The sequence below is a fragment of the Photobacterium sagamiensis genome, from assembly GCF_050337085.1.
GTDB lineage: Bacteria > Pseudomonadota > Gammaproteobacteria > Enterobacterales > Vibrionaceae > Photobacterium > Photobacterium sagamiensis.
This window is the reverse complement of sequence record NZ_JAKJSP010000014.1, coordinates 227888-244934: the sequence shown is the minus strand read 5'-3', so window position 1 is coordinate 244934 and position 17047 is coordinate 227888. Positions and strand designations below refer to the sequence as shown.

10 protein-coding genes are annotated in these 17047 nt (G+C 48.0%); 4 read left to right on the top strand and 6 right to left on the bottom strand.

The features are described from left to right. On the top strand, positions 1-6182 hold a 6182-nt coding region (locus L4D76_RS05650), incomplete at its 5' end, for a VCBS domain-containing protein (RefSeq protein WP_428439955.1). A gap of 119 nt (positions 6183-6301) precedes the next feature. Here the strand turns inward: L4D76_RS05650 and L4D76_RS05645 are convergent. Both L4D76_RS05645 and gap read right to left on the bottom strand, forming a co-directional pair. After that, positions 6302-7180: a D-hexose-6-phosphate mutarotase gene (locus L4D76_RS05645; protein WP_428439954.1), complete on the bottom strand. Its 879-nt coding sequence runs from the start codon at positions 7178-7180 to the stop codon at positions 6302-6304. 306 nt (positions 7181-7486) lie between these two features. Then, positions 7487-8482, bottom strand: a complete 996-nt coding sequence (gap, locus tag L4D76_RS05640) for a type I glyceraldehyde-3-phosphate dehydrogenase (RefSeq protein WP_428439953.1) — start codon at positions 8480-8482, stop codon at positions 7487-7489. A 320-nt stretch (positions 8483-8802) separates the two neighbouring features. Between gap and msrB the strand changes: the two genes are divergently transcribed. Beyond that, on the top strand, positions 8803-9210 hold the full coding sequence (msrB, locus tag L4D76_RS05635) for a peptide-methionine (R)-S-oxide reductase MsrB (RefSeq protein WP_428439963.1): 408 nt from the start codon (positions 8803-8805) through the stop codon (positions 9208-9210). A 149-nt stretch (positions 9211-9359) separates the two neighbouring features. Here msrB and L4D76_RS05630 read toward each other — a convergent pair whose 3' ends face one another. Further along, on the bottom strand, positions 9360-10187 hold the full coding sequence (locus L4D76_RS05630) for a DUF2989 domain-containing protein (RefSeq protein WP_428439952.1): 828 nt from the start codon (positions 10185-10187) through the stop codon (positions 9360-9362). Between the two features lie 343 nt (positions 10188-10530). Between L4D76_RS05630 and L4D76_RS05625 the strand changes: the two genes are divergently transcribed. Continuing rightward, positions 10531-10824: a YeaC family protein gene (locus tag L4D76_RS05625; RefSeq protein WP_428439962.1), complete on the top strand. Its 294-nt coding sequence runs from the start codon at positions 10531-10533 to the stop codon at positions 10822-10824. 119 nt (positions 10825-10943) lie between these two features. On the opposite strand, the gene L4D76_RS05620 is transcribed toward L4D76_RS05625, so the two are convergent. The 3 genes from L4D76_RS05620 to sppA form a co-directional block, all read right to left on the bottom strand. After that, a complete protein-coding gene (locus tag L4D76_RS05620; RefSeq protein ID WP_428439951.1) occupies positions 10944-11618 on the bottom strand; it encodes a glutathione S-transferase family protein in 675 nt (224 codons plus the stop codon). Positions 11619-11809: 191 nt separating this feature from the next. Continuing rightward, positions 11810-12820 carry an asparaginase gene (gene ansA / locus L4D76_RS05615; protein WP_428439950.1) on the bottom strand — a complete coding sequence of 337 codons (1011 nt, stop codon included), beginning with the start codon at positions 12818-12820 and terminating at the stop codon, positions 11810-11812. Between the two features lie 83 nt (positions 12821-12903). Continuing rightward, positions 12904-14757: a signal peptide peptidase SppA gene (gene sppA / locus L4D76_RS05610; protein WP_428439949.1), complete on the bottom strand. Its 1854-nt coding sequence runs from the start codon at positions 14755-14757 to the stop codon at positions 12904-12906. A 205-nt stretch (positions 14758-14962) separates the two neighbouring features. On the opposite strand from sppA, the gene L4D76_RS05605 reads away from it, so the two are divergent. Further along, positions 14963-16975, top strand: a complete 2013-nt coding sequence (locus L4D76_RS05605; RefSeq protein WP_428439948.1) for an oxidoreductase — start codon at positions 14963-14965, stop codon at positions 16973-16975. Positions 16976-17047: the final 72 nt, after the last annotated feature.

Sequence of the window (17047 nt, the reverse complement as noted above, 5' to 3'; positions counted from 1 at the left end):
ACGGCAACTGGACCTACACCTTAGATCAAACCAAGGTGCAGCAGCTGGATCAGGGCGAYRAGGTTACAGACACCATCACCTTTACCGCGACCGACGGCACCGAGCAGCAGATCACMGTGACCATCACCGGCACCGAAGATGCACCTGAAGTGGCCGGTACTTTCACCGGGGCGGTGACCGAAGGCAATATCGGTGATGCGCCGGTAACAACCGGCGGCAGCATTGCGATCAGCGACGTGGATAACGGCGACACCCCAGGCTTTGACAATGTGGCCAGCACCGCCGGCGACAACGGCTACGGCAGCTTCGAGCTGGTTGACGGCAATTGGACCTACACCTTAGATCAAACCAAGGTGCAGCAGCTGGATCAGGGCGACAAGGTTACAGACACCATCACCTTTACCGCGACCGACGGCACCGAGCAGCAAGTTACAGTAACCATCAACGGCACCGAAGATGCGCCGGAAGTGAGCGGCAGTTTCAGCGGTGAGGTGAGCGAAGGCAATATCGGTGATGCACCGGTAACAACCGGCGGGAGCATTGCGATCAGCGACGTGGACAACGGCGACAACCCGAGCTTTGACAACGTCAACAGCACCGCGGGCGACAACGGTTACGGCAGCTTCGAGCTGGTCGACGGCACCTGGACCTACACTTTGGATCAAACCAAGGTGCAGCAGCTGGATCAGGGCGACGAGGTTAAAGATACCATCACCTTTACCGCGACTGACGGCACCGAGCAGCAGATCACAGTGACCATCACCGGCACCGAAGACGCACCTGAAGTGGCCGGTAGTTTTACCGGGGCGGTGACCGAAGGCAATATCGGTGATGCGCCGGTAATAACCGGCGGCAGCATTGCGATCAGCGACGTGGACAACGGCGACAACCCAAGCTTTGACAACGTCAACAGCACCGCGGGCGACAACGGTTACGGCAGCTTCGAGCTGGTTGACGGCAACTGGACCTACACTTTGGATCAAACCAAGGTGCAGCAGCTGGATCAGGGCGACAAGGTTACAGACACCATCACCTTTACCGCGACTGACGGCACCGAGCAGCAGATCACCGTGACCATCACCGGCACCGAAGATGCACCTGAAGTGGCAGGTACTTTCACCGGGGCGGTGACCGAAGGCAATATCGGTGATGCGCCGGTAACAACCGGCGGCAGCATTGCGATCAGCGACGTGGATAACGGCGACACCCCAGGCTTTGATAATGTGGCCAGCACCGCCGGCGATTACGGCTACGGCAGCTTCGAGCTGGTTGACGGCAACTGGACCTACACCTTAGATCAAACCAAGGTGCAGCAGCTGGATCAGGGCGACAAGGTTACCGACACCATCACCTTTACCGCGACCGACGGCACCGAGCAGCAAGTTACAGTAACCATCAACGGCACCGAAGATGCGCCGGAAGTGAGCGGTAGTTTCAGCGGTGAGGTGAGCGAAGGTAATATCGGCGATGCGCCAGTTACAACCGGCGGCAGCATTGCGATCAGCGACGTGGATAACGGCGACACCCCAGGCTTTGACAATGTGGCCAGCACCGCCGGCGACAACGGCTACGGCAGCTTCGAGCTGGTTGACGGCAATTGGACCTACACCTTAGATCAAACCAAGGTGCAGCAGCTGGGTCTGGGCGACAAGGTTACCGACACCATTACCTTTACCGCGACCGACGGCACCGAGCAGCAGATCGCCGTGACCATCACCGGCACCAACGATGCGCCTGTCATTCACCACCCGGACATGGGTAGTGATACCTGGGTTCATGACACCTATGCCGAAGGTTCAGGTAAGCAAAATGTATTTTCTGAGGTATCAGTTTCCGATGTAGACAGCGCCAACCTGTCCAGGGCCGTAATAAGCCTTACTTCGCCAACAGAGAAAGACGGTGAATTGCAGAACGGTTACGATCCCGCTCACGATAGCCTGACGCTGCCGGCAGAGTTGGCCGACCAGTTTGTGCTGACTTACAGAGACTACCCGGACGCAAACGGCAACCCAACCGCATACTGGACTCTGGAGGTCAAAGACGGCGGCACTCTGCCTAAGGCCGAGTTTGAAGCAGCACTGAAAGCGCTGCAGTATGAAAATACCGCCGATGAGCCGGTAGGGATCAATGCAGCCAAGTCTTTTGGCCTGGATGTGCTCGATGATCAAGGGGCGAGCAGCAACCGCTTATCGCTGGAACTTAAGTTGCAAAATACCAACGAAGCTCCAGAGTTTAGAAGTCCCGGTAATGATGACCACGGCCTGGATGCCCAAGGCCAAGCAGATGCGGACAGCTATAGCTTCATGGTGGCGGAAAATGATGCTGGTGCCAAGGTTGGTCAGGTTGCATCTTTCGATCCGGATGCCGGTGATAAGTCGACCTATTCTCTGACTAACCACACCGATCTGTTTGAGATCAATCCCGAGACAGGTGAGATCAGCCTGAAAGAGGGTGTGGCACTGGATCACGAAACTAAGGACAGCTACGAGCTGAATATTGAGGTCAGTGATAAAGATGGTCTGAGAGACACGGCCACCGTCGAGGTAAAGGTCGATGATGTCAATGAAGCACCCGAGTTTATCAGTCCCGGCAATGATGCCCACGGCCTCGATGAGCAAGGTCAAGCCGATGCGGACAGTTATAGTTTCGAGGTGGCGGAAAATGTCGCTGGCGCCAAGGTGGGTCAGGTAGAATCTTTCGACCCTGATGCGGGTGATAAACCAACCTATACACTGACAAACCATACCGATCTGTTTGAGATCGATAGCGACACCGGTGAGATCAGTTTGAAGAGCGGGTTGGCGCTGAACTATGAGTCGCAAGATAACTATGATCTTACCGTTGAGGTCAGTGATAGCAACGGCCTAAAAGATACCGCCACCGTTGCTGTGTCGGTCACCAATGTCAATGAACCGCCGAGGCTCGAACTTGACGTTGTTAAATGGCAGATCCCGGAAGATACCGATACCAGCAGCTCAATCAAGGTGGCGGATATCAACGTCATTGATGACGGTATAGGTACCAATAACCTGCGTCTGGCCGACGGTGACGACGCAATGTTCGAAATCGTTTATAACAATGGCCAGCCGGAGCTTCACCTTAAAGCCGGGGTCGAGTTGGACCATGAGACCCAAGATACTTACCAGCCCACCGTAATGGTTGATGATCCGACTGTCGGTACCGGCTCGTGGGATGGTTTGGTTAGGCTTGATGTCAAGATTACCGATGTCAATGAGGCTCCGGATGCGGTTGATGACAAGGGAATCGAGACCGAGCCGGTGATCCTGAATGGTGATAACTGGGATACCAGCGCCGATATCAAGGTCGATTATTATGTGATTGACGTTAAGACCGGCGTCAAGGTAGCGGATGCCCAGAAGGTGGAATTTACCGGAGACGGTAATACTGAGTTTGGTGTTCATTCTGACCTTATTGATGGCAAGGGATCAGACCCAGAGAATATTTGGGTGGCTCAAATGGCTCACGCTGACGGTAAAAGTGAGGCGATGTGCTTTAGCTTTGAAAACGATCAGCTTTCAAACCATGTGGATGTATCTATCGGTAATCTCTGGGGTAACGGCTGGGAACTGGAACAGGGTGTATGGAAAGCCTATTACCAAGGCTCTTTGGTCGCGACAGATGTTTTCAAAATGGTCGATCTTGCCCCGAACGAGCCGGGCGGAAGTGATCACCACATATTGGGAATCGATACGGGAAATCGTTATTTCGATCGCATAGAGTTTTCTGCTATTGAGTACGGAGAGGGTACAAAAGGTGCTGATAGCTCCGACTATTTCATCACGAAAGTAGAAGCGAATCTAACCGCTTTCGACAAGGCGTTCCAGACCAATGAGACGGACTCTCTGGAAATTAATGTGCTAGGTAACGATACGGATCCGGAGCAGGATGCGCTGAGCATCGTAGAGGGCAGCTATCCGGATTATGTCTCCCTTGTGGACGGCAAACTGGTGTTTGATTCTGTCAAGTACCTTAAAACCCTGGCTGCTGATGAGCAGGATCTTAAGGTGGGTGAGGCCAAAGAGGTCAAGTTCAGCTACAGCATCACGGACGGAGAGCTGACCGATGCCGCCGAAGTGACCGTCACCGTGATTGGTGAGAATGCGTTACCTGAATTTATTAGCTCTGCTGATGCAGATCAGATACAGGGTATAGATGCAGAAGGTCAGCCTACTGACGACAGCTTCAGCTTTGATGTTGCCGAGCTGGAATCAGGCGTGATGGTCGGCAAGCTTAATGCGTTTGATCCCGATACTGGTGATCAGTTGAACTATGAGTTGATGAACGGCGACGCTGATAAGTTCGAGATCAACTCGAGTACTGGTGAGATTTGGCTTAAAGATGGTGTAGAGCTGGATTACGACCAGCAAGATCAGTATCAGCTTAAGGTGAAGGTCAGCGATGGCAACGGCGGGAATGACTTTGCCGATGTCACGGTAAATGTCAGTGAGAATCATGTACCAGAAAACCATGCGGTGCATGGCTATGCTGAGGTGCAAGAGCAACCGATCAACAAGATCACTGTGGTGTTCGATTTCTCCAGCAGCATGACCCGTACCTTTGATGGTACCAATACGGTGAGAGACAGTGATCAGCCGGATGAAAAGCTGGCACCGCGTTACGAGTCCCGGGCCTATCAGGCAGCCGAGGCGCTGCATAATATGATTGGGAATATGATCGCTGAGGGCGGTGAGTCTAACAGCTATATCCGTCTGGTTAAGTTCGGTGGCGAGGCTCAGAAGAACGGTTGGTTTGAACTCAAGACTCTGTATGACATGAGTACGCCGCCGGAGCTGGGGGATCGGGAGCTGTCTGATGCCGACTATCTGAGCGAAGTGAACGTATATGTCAGCGACTGGTGCTGGATCGACAGTCGGGGGCTGAACACCGACTACTCCCAAGCCCAGGAAAGCGTGATCGGATCTGATGGGCGGATGGGCTATCCGTGGCAGGATGGTCTGGATGAAAACGGTGAGTTCGATTGGGATTTGTATCTTAACGAACAGCCAATCAACAGTGTAGATACCATCTTTTTTATGTCCGATGGTTCGCCTAACCCGAAAGAAGGGTCGGTTGCTGCGGACGATCTCGACCAGCGTTGGGATGAGTATGTTAAGGCCCATGATGCCAAGGTCTACGGTATCGGTATAGCGACGGAAGGCAATGATAAAGTGGACGAGGCACTGCATCAGGTTAGTGATGAGGTGGTGTATGTGAACTCAGGCGATGATCTATCTCACTACCTGAACCACTTTTCGCCAGATCCGGTCGCAGGAGAACTGCTGGCCGGAAGTCATGATGCCGATGGTGATGCGTTGACTGTGTCTCTCGATGAAAATGATTTCTCCCTGCTTGGGGCGGATCTGCATGGGACTGATTTCAAAGGATCGCTGGTCACTGGCACCGAGCTGAATGAAGGGAAGCTGCATGTTTCGACGGCATTCGGTACTCTTGAAATTGCAGCTAACGGCAGCTACAACTTTACCCAGAGTGAGAAATCTCCGCTGACCGACGGGCAACAGGTTGATCTCAAGTTCCTGTACCAGATCGAAGACGGCAAGGGCGGTGTCAGTGATAATGTCTTTACTTTGACTCTTACCGGCGGCACTGGCAGCGAAAACAAGCCGATTGAGGTGGAGCAGAACGGACAGACGGGTGATGAGCTTGCTAATATTTTGTCAGGAACTGACAGCGACGATATCTTGTTGGGGCAAGGAGGTGAAGATACCCTCGACGGCGGTGCCGGTAACGATATCCTGGTTGGCGGTAGCGGCAATGATATCCTGATCGGCGGACTGGGTGATGACATTCTCACCGGAGGTGAGGGCAGTGATGTGTTTACCTGGCATACATCGTCGTTGAGTGATACTACGCAGCTGGATGTGATCACGGACTTTAAACTGGATGAAGATAAGCTAGATTTGACCGAGATCCTTCCGGATATCAAAAATGATAATCCGGATATGGATGTGCTGCTTGATCATCTGGAAGCTGGCGTGACAGATGATGGTAAGGTCAATCTGACGATAACCGTTGATTCTGGACAGCAGAATATTGTGTTGGATAACGTTGATCTGTCCGGTTTGAACCTTGAGTCAGAGGTATCTTCCCGTGATATCGTCGATCAGTTGTTCCAACATCAGGTATTCAAGGCTGACCTGTAACTCATAACCCAACCTATAACCAGAAAAGCCAGTCATCAAGTGACTGGCTTTTTCTGCTTAAAGATAAGTACCTTGTATCTATATCTTCTTATTCTCGCTAAGTGATGTGACAAGCAATCTTATAACGTGCTGACCGACACGATAGTACTCAGAGTATGAGACTCGCCTGGCGCCAGTGTAATCGCCGGATCATGTATCGTTGATTCTACGCAAACCATGGTTTCATAGCTGTTATCGGCCATATCAGCCATGCTCACGGACAGTGCCTGCCATGGGTTCCAGATCACAGCTGCGTTGTGTCCTTGGTTTTCGATATGGATCTGACGTTGATTGTTTGGGTCAGTGATTGTGATTGGATTTTTCGGTTCGGTGTAAACGCGATCAACTTCCTGGGCGATGGTCAGTGTGTCACCACCTTCACACGCAATGTCACCTTGAACGCTATCAAGATATTTATCACCCATGCCAGTGATAGATACGGTGTTGATATCGTCAATATTAAAGTAAGAGTGCAGGGCACCACTATAAGACCACTCATGATCGTCAGTGTTGGTCGATGTCAGGTGAACTTTTAGTTCCTGACCAAACTCAAATGTAAGCTGGTTGTGGAATTTGTGCGGCCAGATGTCACGTGTTTCTTCATTGTCTTCCAGGGTAAGAGCGACAATAACCCCTTTTTCATTTTCACGGTGTTCGTGCAGTGTCCATTGGCTGTTACGGGCAAATCCATGTGATGGGGTGCCTGCTTTGCCAAACCATGGCCAGCAGACCGGAATGCCGCCACGAATGGCTTTTTGTGTATCAAATTCGGCTTTCTCACTGAGCCAGATCACGTCTTGTTCGCCCGCAGGTTTATACCATACGAGGTGGCCGCCGTGTAGAGAAATGCCAGCTTCTGCTGTTTGGTGGATAATACGAACTATTTTTATGTCTTGAAATTGACAGATAGTTACTGCATCTGAAAGTGCATTAATCGTTGAAAGCTTACCTAAATCCATCGATTATTCCTTAAGTTTTAATATCTATTCCATTAATTATCCCAGAAAACGGCTGAGATAAGCAGTGGGATAGAAACTTATTTTTCGTTTAAAAATATCAAAGTGTATGAAAGTATATTTGTTAAATTTGTGAAGAGTATAGAAGATAGCTTTGGTCGTTGAGGTACTTTATTCTAGTTTCTAGTTTCTAGTTTCTAGTTTCTAGTTTCTAGTTTCTAGTTTCTAGTTTCTAGTTTCTAGTTTCTCGAAATTCACATACAAAAAAGGCGGCTATCAGCCGCCTTTTATCACTTAACTAAGTAGCAATTACTTAGAGATGTGAGCTACAAGGTCAAGAACCTTGTTTGAGTAACCGATTTCGTTGTCGTACCAAGATACAACTTTAACGAATTTGTCAGTCAGAGCAACACCAGCTTTCGCATCGAATACTGAAGTCTGAACTTCACCGATGAAGTCTTGAGAAACAACTGCATCTTCAGTGTAACCAAGAACGCCAGCCATTTCGCCTTCTGAAGCAGCTTTCATAGCAGCACAGATTTCTTCGTATGAAGCAGCTTCTTTAAGGTTAACGGTTAGGTCAACAACAGAAACGTTAGCAGTTGGTACGCGGAAAGCCATACCAGTTAGTTTGCCGTTTAGTTCTGGAAGAACAACGCCTACTGCTTTAGCAGCACCAGTTGAAGAAGGGATGATGTTCTGAGAAGCACCACGACCGCCACGCCAGTCTTTAGCAGAAGGACCGTCTACAGTCTTCTGAGTAGCAGTAGTAGCGTGAACAGTAGTCATAAGACCAGATTCGATGCCCCACTTGTCGTTAAGAACTTTAGCGATTGGCGCTAGGCAGTTAGTTGTGCAAGACGCGTTAGAAACGATGTCCTGACCTGCGTAAGTCTCATGGTTAACACCCATAACGAACATTGGAGTTGCGTCTTTAGATGGACCAGTAAGAACAACTTTCTTAGCACCAGCAGTGATGTGCTTACGTGCAGTCTCGTCTGTTAGGAAGATACCAGTTGCTTCAGCAACAACGTCAACGCCGATTGCGTCCCACTTAAGATCTTCTGGGTTACGCTCAGCAGTTACACGTACAGTATTACCGTTTACTACTAGGTTACCGTCAACAACTTCAACAGAACCGTTGAAACGACCGTGAGTTGAATCGTACTTAAGCATATAAGCCATGTACTCAACATCGATAAGGTCATTGATGCCAACAACTTCGATGTTATCACGCTCTACAGATGCACGGAAAACGAAACGTCCAATACGGCCAAAACCGTTAATACCAACTTTGATAGTCATTACAGTTGCTCCACAACTTAATTTCTAATGAAAGATAACTGGTAGTAAAATTACAGAATACTTAGTGACCCTGCAAGCAAAAAACGAACTTAAATTGCTTAAGGTCAAAAAAATGTTCGGATTTTTTTTACATTCCCTCTACAACGACGGTAATTTGAACATGATTTGTTCAATTATCCGCAAGAGTAGTTGTTAACTTTTAATATGGATACCCAAAACAGATAAACTGAATTAGGTAAGTAAACGAATCTTTAAAGCAGAAAGTATGTGCTACAGTTGTGATAATTGGCAACCTTAAATGCCAAATTGAATTGAAAGGAATGAAAGCAGGTTCGAAAATGACTGACAAAACAGATGCTTATTGGCGAAAAAATTTAACAGAAGAACAGTATAAAATTTGTCGTGAAAGGGGGACAGAAGCGCCGTTTTCTGGCACCTTGCTTCATAATCGTGATACTGGAATTTATCGTTGTACTTGTTGTGATCAGCCCTTGTTTCTTTCAGACAACAAGTATGACTCAGGCTGTGGCTGGCCTAGTTTTGATGCGCCAGTGAACGGTAAGGCCGTCAGGTATATTGAGGATAACAGCCATGGCATGCATCGTATTGAAATTCGCTGTGCAAATTGTGATAGCCACCTGGGGCATGTTTTTCCGGACGGTCCAAAAACAACTGGTGAAAGATATTGTATAAACTCAGTTTCTCTAATGTTTAAGGCTGACGATTAATTCTCTGGCTGAGACTAAAAAGGACGACGGTGTCCTTTTTAGTTTCATACCAACGTCCATGACCACTTCTGTCTTGGTATCGGGGCCTCGCCAGAATATTGAGCTTGTAATGAAAAGTATGTGAGTGATTAACTGACCTATTTGTGGTTTTATTTCACCATATCAGCCGTAAACTCACCTTTCTCGAGTGCTTTGGTGATTTTCTTAGCTTGAATATTCAAAGCTTCGCGCTCAGCATCTTCCATAGGATATAAGGCTGCAAGTGTTTCAGGCTTGACGACTGGCAGGTTAAACTCTCCCCCTACTGTTGCCCATATATAAGCATGATGAGCCAATCCCTGCTGATGCGATATTGTTGCCAGGCTCAGAATAATCTCAGGCTTTATCGGCTGGTTCTCTTTGTACAGCTCAAGGGCATGAGACAGTATCTGTAATGTCTTCTCTTTATCTTTGCCGGTGTAGTAGGTTGCCAGTGCGAGCTGAAGTTCCGGCGTTTCGAGCTTAGCGCTGCCTTCGAGCAGCAAAAATTGACGAAGTGCTTTTTTATCTCCCTGACTCCAGCGATAGTAGATGATCTTTGGATCTTCAGAGCTAGCCAATTCCTGATTCAGACGTTTAATGGAATCATAGCTATGGATCAGTGCGCTCATGCGGCGTGATTTGCGTTCTTTCAATTCTGTTGGCTCTATGCGCGCGGCATACTCGAGACATATCTGGTATTTATAGGTGAGTTTTAACTCTTTGAATTTCGCTGTATCAGCTGAACTTTTCAACACATTATAGCGTTGCCATATCAGGTTGGTACGCTGGATCTTGCATTGGCCATCATTGACATTCAGTTCGGCACAGAGCGAGGGGTAAGCTTCACACAGACTGTCTGTGGTGCGGTGGCGCTCATAACAGCCGCTGAGAGCTATCACAGTGACTGTCAGTAATGTCAGTTTTAGATAACCAGAAAATAGGTTAATGGGGTACATAAAGTATCGAACTCGTCAGCGGGTTAAGGTCTAGGTAAAAAGCGACTATTACAGATTACTATTGAATGCTTGATGTTGTTAGAGATAAAAAGCACATTAATAGCGATGGAAATCGTTAGTACTGTATGTGACATGTGATCACGAAAGCAAATTTGTGGCTCTTACTTGACTGTCATCAGTCTGCTATTAAGGTTAGCGGTATGAATGGTACAAAACTTAAAGAAACGATGCACTATTAAGAAAAATGATGTGGAAACTGTGATGAGTAATGGGTTTTGTATTGAGCAATACATATGATCGTAATCATAAACGCATTGATACTATCGTGCACTGGAGCCGAAAAATGGATGTAAAACAATTATTAGAAGCAATGACGCCTGATGTTTACCGGCGCATCTTAACGGCAGTGGAAATCGGCAAATGGCCTGATGGTACCCCTTTAACAACGGAGCAAAGAGATTCGGCGCTTCAAGCGGTGATGTTATTCCAATCTCGTCATAATACGAATGCCGAACATATGTCGGTCGAAGCCGGTGGAGAAATTAAATTCAAGTCTAAAGCGGAGCTAAAACGTGATTTTGCGGGCGAAGGATCCGCTCAAGATGATATCGCCCGTTTTAGTCATGGTGACATGTAGCTACGATGAGGCATAGCTATTGCCGGATATAGCTATGCAAGATACCGCTCTCGTGAAACATAGCAATTATCGCCATAATGAGACAACTCGCAAGTTAAGTCCGTTACGCCTAGTTGTTATTAATGATCATAGTTATTAAAGATCATGGGTTCGCAATAAAAACTGCTGAGTTCATGATCTTCTTCGCTGATTAAATTAGCGATCCAAGGCTCTTGCTCTATTGCCGTGATATAGGCATGTAGTTTGGGGTAATGAGGAGCAAGCCTTAACCCTGCCATCCAGCCATTTCGCAGAATGCTCCACAGACTGATTTCCGCCATAGAAAAGTGGTCTGTAATATATCCTTGTTCTGGTATTTGCTCTTCCAGATATTGCAGTACCAGAGGCAGGTGATGATGCATGCATTGATCGATGGCATCGTGATCAACGTCTTTATTGAGCATTTTACCCCGCATGATCTTCTGATAAAACAGCACCCCACTGACCAGAGACGTTAGCCTGGTATCGGCATATTCTTCTAACCAGCGGATCTTGGCTCGGTGCTCCGCCGTGCCTGGATAGAGAGGGGGGACTGGACAGATATCATCCAGATAATGAGCGATGACCGTTGAGTCCATAATGCTGTGGCCATTGTGTTCCAACACTGGCACTTTTCCCATCGGATGGCGTTTTTGTGCCAGCTCTTTTTCTAAATAGGGGTTGAGCGGCTGTAAATCATAGGTCATCCCTTTATAGGTGAGTGCCAGCATGATCTTTCTGACAAATGGAGAGATAGATGCACCGTGTAAAATCATAAGCGTGTCTCTGGCTAGTTCTGACCAATAAAACTGTATTTATTCCAACACACTAATCCGTTTGCTCTCTATGTGATAGGTGTAAGTGTGATTGGTATAAGTGCGATTGGTATAAGTGTAGCCGTAAAAAAAGAGCCGAATTAAATTCGGCTCTTTTATGATGATTTTTCAGTTGTTAGCTGACGATGTGATTAGAGAGTTAACTCACCACGCAGATCTTGCTGCATTTTACTACGAAGCGTTTCCAGCGGCAGGTTCTGGCTTAACAGGAAGTGTAACTTTGCCAACGCGGCTTCAGGTGTCATATCGTAACCACTGATAACGCCCGCATCAGCCAGTGCACAGCCAGTTGCGTAACCGCCCATATTCACCTTGCCTGACAGGCATTGCGTCAGGTTCATCACGATCACCCCGCGCTCTGTTGCTTCTTTAAGCTGTTCAAGCAGTTCTGGATTTTGTGGTGCGTTACCCACGCCAAAAGTTAATAAAATCATGGCATTAACTGGTTGGCGCAAAGTGTTTCGGATCACTTTTGGTGAAATGCCCGGGTACATTGTAATCACCCCAATGGGTTGTGGTGTGATTGTGTGTACCTTAAATTTACCTTCCGGTTTTTTGTCTAATTCAACATTGTTCAACTTGATGTTGATACCCGCTTCCAGCAGTGGTGGCAGGTTGGGTGAAATGAAGGCGCCAAAACCGTCAGCATGGGCTTTAGTACTTCGGTTTCCACGGATCAATTGGTTGTTGAAGAATAGCGTCACTTCATTGATCGGATAATTTGCCGCAATGTGGAGTGAGTTCAACAGGTTACTTTGACCGTCTGAACGCAGTTCTGCCAGCGGAATTTGTGAGCCGGTCACAATCACTGGTTTATCAAGGTTTTCAAGCATAAACGACAAAGCAGAAGCAGTGTAAGCCATGGTGTCCGTACCATGCAAAATGACGAAACCGTCATACTTGTCGTAGTTTGCTTTTATATCATCAGCAATGCGCTGCCAATCCGCTGGCGTCATATCCGAAGAGTCGATAAGAGGCTCGTACTCATGGATCGTGAATTTAGGCATTTCTGTACGATGGAATTCCGGCATGCTTTCCAGCTGCTTATCCATAAAGCCAGCAACGGGAACATAACCATGGTCTGATTTCTGCATACCAATGGTTCCGCCGGTGTAAGCAATGTAAATGTGTTTTCTTTCCATATTTAGGCACAGACTTATCGGTTTGGTGGGCGCATTATACGGTTAACGCCCATTTAAAAAAGCCCGGCATTGCCGGGCTGATCTCACTTTTCGTTATTGATGCAGTTCAGGCAGAAGGCATACTGCCCTTTTGGGTCGTTGAAGTTATTCAATGTGGTGAGATCGGTTACAACTTGCTGAGTGACGGGTTGTACCGCACCAGGCAGCTGCCCCAATACCATCGTGGCGATCTTAGTGCTTACTTCACCAACGAATTCCTGCATAAATTGCTCTGCCGGGCTAAGAGGCTCTTCCATCCAGTTTATTTCATAACTCTCAAGTTTCGCCAGCTCTGTTGCTGCGATAATGGCATCGTCAAAATCACCCAATTGATCGACCAGGCCCAACTTCAGTGCATCGTGACCGGTCCATACCCGGCCCTGAGCGATTTTATCTGCTTGCTCAAGCGACATGTTCCGATACTGGCTGACTAAGCCGATAAAGCGCTGATAGCCATGCTCGACACCAAGCTGGAAAACCTGTGCGACACCTTCCGGTAATTCGCGAGTAACGCCCACACCAGAGAATGGTGTTGTCCCTACACCGTCACTATAGATGCCCATTTTCTCCAGTCCTTTTTCAAAGGTGGTTAAGATGGCAAAAATACCGATAGAACCGGTGATGGTTGTTGGCTGAGCGATGATCTTATTGGCACTTGATGAAATCCAGTAGCCGCCTGATGCAGCCAGGCTCGACATGGAAACTACAACAGGTTTACCGGCCTGCTTCAGTGCATCGACTTCATTACGGATCACTTCGGAAGCAAAAGCACTGCCGCCAGGGCTGTCGACCCGTAGAATGACCGCTTTTACATCATCATTTAATCGCGCTTCGCGCAGCAGGCTTGCGGTTGAATCACCACCTACGGTGCCTTGGCGCTGCGTACCATCGATGATTGCACCGCTGGCGACAATAACGGCGATCTGGTTTGGACTTGGTAAATCCATTTTGACCACTGTTGGCTGGTAGTCATAGTAGCTGATTTGATTAAAGCTGCTGTCACCGTCACTGCCAAATTTATCAATCATTTTCTGGCGAAGTTGAGGACGAGAAATGAGTTCGTCCACTAAGCCCATATTGAGTGTTAGCTGAGCAAAATCACCTTTAACGGCTTTGAGTTGCTCGACAAAGCTATCTAGATCCGGGGTTAACGAAGCGGCTTCAATGTTGCGGTTTAGTGCCACATCACCGGTATAGGCTGACCATAATTGATTCAACCAGACGGTATTGGCTTCACGAGCCGCTGGTGACATGTCATCACGAGTATAAGGTTCAACGAAAGACTTGTAAGTACCAACGCGAAAGACGTGGGTATTAACGTCTAGTTTGTCTAACAGGCTTTTGTAATAAAGGGTGTAGCTGCCATAGCCTGTTAGCATCACGCCACCATCTGGTGACATGGAAACCTTATCGGCGTAGCTGGCGAGATAGTATTGGCTCTGGCTGAAGTTATCACCAAACGCATAAACCGGTTTTCCGGCATCTTTGAACTGATTAATGGCCTTGGCGATGTAACGCAATTTGGTCAGGTTTGTACCTGCCATGCCTTTGAGGTTCAGCACTAATCCGGTAATACTCTTGTCAGTGGCAGCTGTCCGTATTGTTTCCACAATGTCGAACAGTACATTTTCCTGTACAGGCTGTTGCCCTAATACATTACTGGCAATGCTATCGATTGGATTGATATAGCTGCGCTGTTCAACGATTGGGCCTGATAAATCCAGGACCAATGCGGCTTCTTCAGGTAATTCAGGCTCTTGGCTATCCTGGCTTAGCGCAAAAATAATTGCACCCACAATTATTAAGAAGAAAAGATTGAGAATAAATTGTCGGGTGAAACTGATCAGTTTCCAGATAGCTTGGAATATTTTTCCAATGCCTTTGAATATCACTTTCATGAACGTTCCTGATGATGATTCTTATTCCTTATCGTAACTTACTCAACATGGAATTTCAGTAACTAATCCACTCATAGCGCTTTCACTCGGTACCCGAAGAACCGATTCAAATTATAAAATGTTGTATTAATGTAAACAAATGTTTGAAAAAAGTTACTCTTGTGCAATATACTGGTCAGACCATAATCAAAAAAGAATGGAAGCCATGGACGATAAATCTTACCCTCATTTGTTAGCGCCCTTAGATCTTGGTTTCACTGAGTTACGTAACCGAGTGCTAATGGGTTCGATGCACACAGGCCTTGAAGAGTCTCGTGACGGCTTTAAGAAATTGTCGGCATTCTATGCTGCTCGTGCCCGAGGTGGTGTTGGGCTGATTGTGACAGGTGGTTTTTCACCTAACTTTCGTGGTCGTCTGCACCCGCTCAGTGCGCAGTTCAGCTCTGCTCGTGCAGCACGTGCCCATCGCGTGATCACAGATGCGGTTCACGAAGAAGGCGGCAAAATTGCGTTGCAGCTTCTTCACGCGGGCCGTTATGCGCTGCACCCTTTTGCGGTAAGTGCTTCGGCGATTCGATCACCAATCTCCAAATTTACCCCGAGTGCAATGAGCTCTCGACAGATCCATAAAACGATCGAAGCCTTTGCGAAAAGCGCTGAACTTGCCCGTGAAGCCGGTTATGACGGTGTGGAATTAATGGGATCTGAAGGGTACCTGATAAACCAGTTTATCTGTAAGCGCTCTAATCATCGTTATGATGAATGGGGCGGTAGCTATGAAAATCGTATTCGCTTCCCGATAGCGCTGGTTGAAGCGGTACGTAAGCGCGCCGGACGTGATTTCATCATCATCTTCCGTTTGTCTATGCTGGATCTGGTCGAGCAGGGTAGTACCCAGGAAGAAGTCGTCAAACTTGCAAAAGAATTAGAAAAAGCGGGAGTGACCATTCTTAATACGGGGATTGGCTGGCATGAGGCCCGCGTACCGACGATTGCGACGCAAGTTCCACGGGCCGCTTTTACCTGGGTAACGGAAAAAATGAAAAGTGAAGTCAATATTCCATTAGTTACCACTAACCGTATTAATACCCCGCAAGTTGCCGAAGATATTTTAGCGTCAGATCAGGCCGACATGGTTTCGATGGCTCGTCCGTTCCTTGCTGATCCGGATTTTGTTGTCAAAGCAGAGCAAGACCGAGCGGATGATATCAACACCTGTATTGGCTGTAATCAGGCCTGTCTGGATCAGGTGTTTGCCGGTAAGCGTGCGAGTTGCTTAGTCAACCCGCAAGCTTGTTATGAGACAGAGCTGGTATTGACGCCTGCGGCCAATAAGCGAAAAGTGGCGGTGGTCGGGGCGGGGCCTGCGGGCTTAGCCTGCGCGACTGCGGCTGCAGAACGTGGTTTTGACGTCGATTTGTTTGATAAGAATGAATACGTCGGCGGCCAGTTTAATCTGGCGATGCAAATCCCCGGGAAAGAAGAATTTAAAGAGACCATTCGTTACTTCACTCGTCGTTTAGAACAGACAGGCGTGAATGTGACACTGGGGCATGCGGTCGAAGCGGATGAATTGAAAGGCTATGACGAAGTGGTTGTTGCCACTGGGGTGAAACCGCGTCTGCCGAATATTCCGGGTGTCGAGAGCGACAAGGTGATTGATTACCAGACACTGATCCGAGATAAGGTTCAGCTGGGCCAGAAAGTCGCCGTTATTGGTGCGGGAGGGATCGGGGTAGATGTTTCCACCATGCTAACTGAACCCGACCATCATGATTTAGATAGCTGGCTCAAAGAGTGGGGGATTGATAAAACCATTGAACATGCGGGTGGGTTGTATCCCTTTAAGCAGCATATGAGCCATCGCCAGGTGTGGTTGATGCAGCGTAAACCTGGCAAGGTCGGTAAAGGGCCGGGTAGAACAACAGGCTGGATCCATAAACGTGTGCTGGAAAAACGCGGTGTTGAACTGCTTGGTGGTGTCAGCTACGACAAAATTGATGAGCAGGGGTTGCATATTACCGTTGAAGGCCAACCGCGCATTCTTGATGTTGATAATATCGTGCTGTGTGCGGGACAGACCTCTGTTGAGCAGTTATCTGAGGGTCTCAAGGCCATGAATGTGAATGTTCATGTGATTGGCGGTGCAGAAGTCGCAGGTGAGGTGGACGCTAATCGGGTGATCCGCCAAGCGGTTGAGTTAGCTGCGAAGTTGTAACAGGCATAAGACCTAGGCTCTAGATTCTAGTGTCTAGTGTCTAGTGTCTAGGTTCTAGTACTTCATCACAGA

Excerpts from the sequence above, each read along its gene's own strand:
- L4D76_RS05645 (WP_428439954.1), bottom strand. The coding sequence starts at position 7,180 with ATGGATTTAGGTAAGCTTTCAACGATTAATGCACTTTCAGATGCAGTA.
- L4D76_RS05620 (WP_428439951.1), bottom strand. The coding sequence starts at position 11,618 with ATGATTTTACACGGTGCATCTATCTCTCCATTTGTCAGAAAGATCATG.
- L4D76_RS05625 (WP_428439962.1), top strand. The coding sequence starts at position 10,531 with ATGGATGTAAAACAATTATTAGAAGCAATGACGCCTGATGTTTACCGG.
- gap (WP_428439953.1), bottom strand. The coding sequence starts at position 8,482 with ATGACTATCAAAGTTGGTATTAACGGTTTTGGCCGTATTGGACGTTTC.
- L4D76_RS05630 (WP_428439952.1), bottom strand. The coding sequence starts at position 10,187 with ATGTACCCCATTAACCTATTTTCTGGTTATCTAAAACTGACATTACTG.
- msrB (WP_428439963.1), top strand. The coding sequence starts at position 8,803 with ATGAAAGCAGGTTCGAAAATGACTGACAAAACAGATGCTTATTGGCGA.
- L4D76_RS05605 (WP_428439948.1), top strand. The coding sequence starts at position 14,963 with ATGGACGATAAATCTTACCCTCATTTGTTAGCGCCCTTAGATCTTGGT.
- ansA (WP_428439950.1), bottom strand. The coding sequence starts at position 12,820 with ATGGAAAGAAAACACATTTACATTGCTTACACCGGCGGAACCATTGGT.
- sppA (WP_428439949.1), bottom strand. The coding sequence starts at position 14,757 with ATGAAAGTGATATTCAAAGGCATTGGAAAAATATTCCAAGCTATCTGG.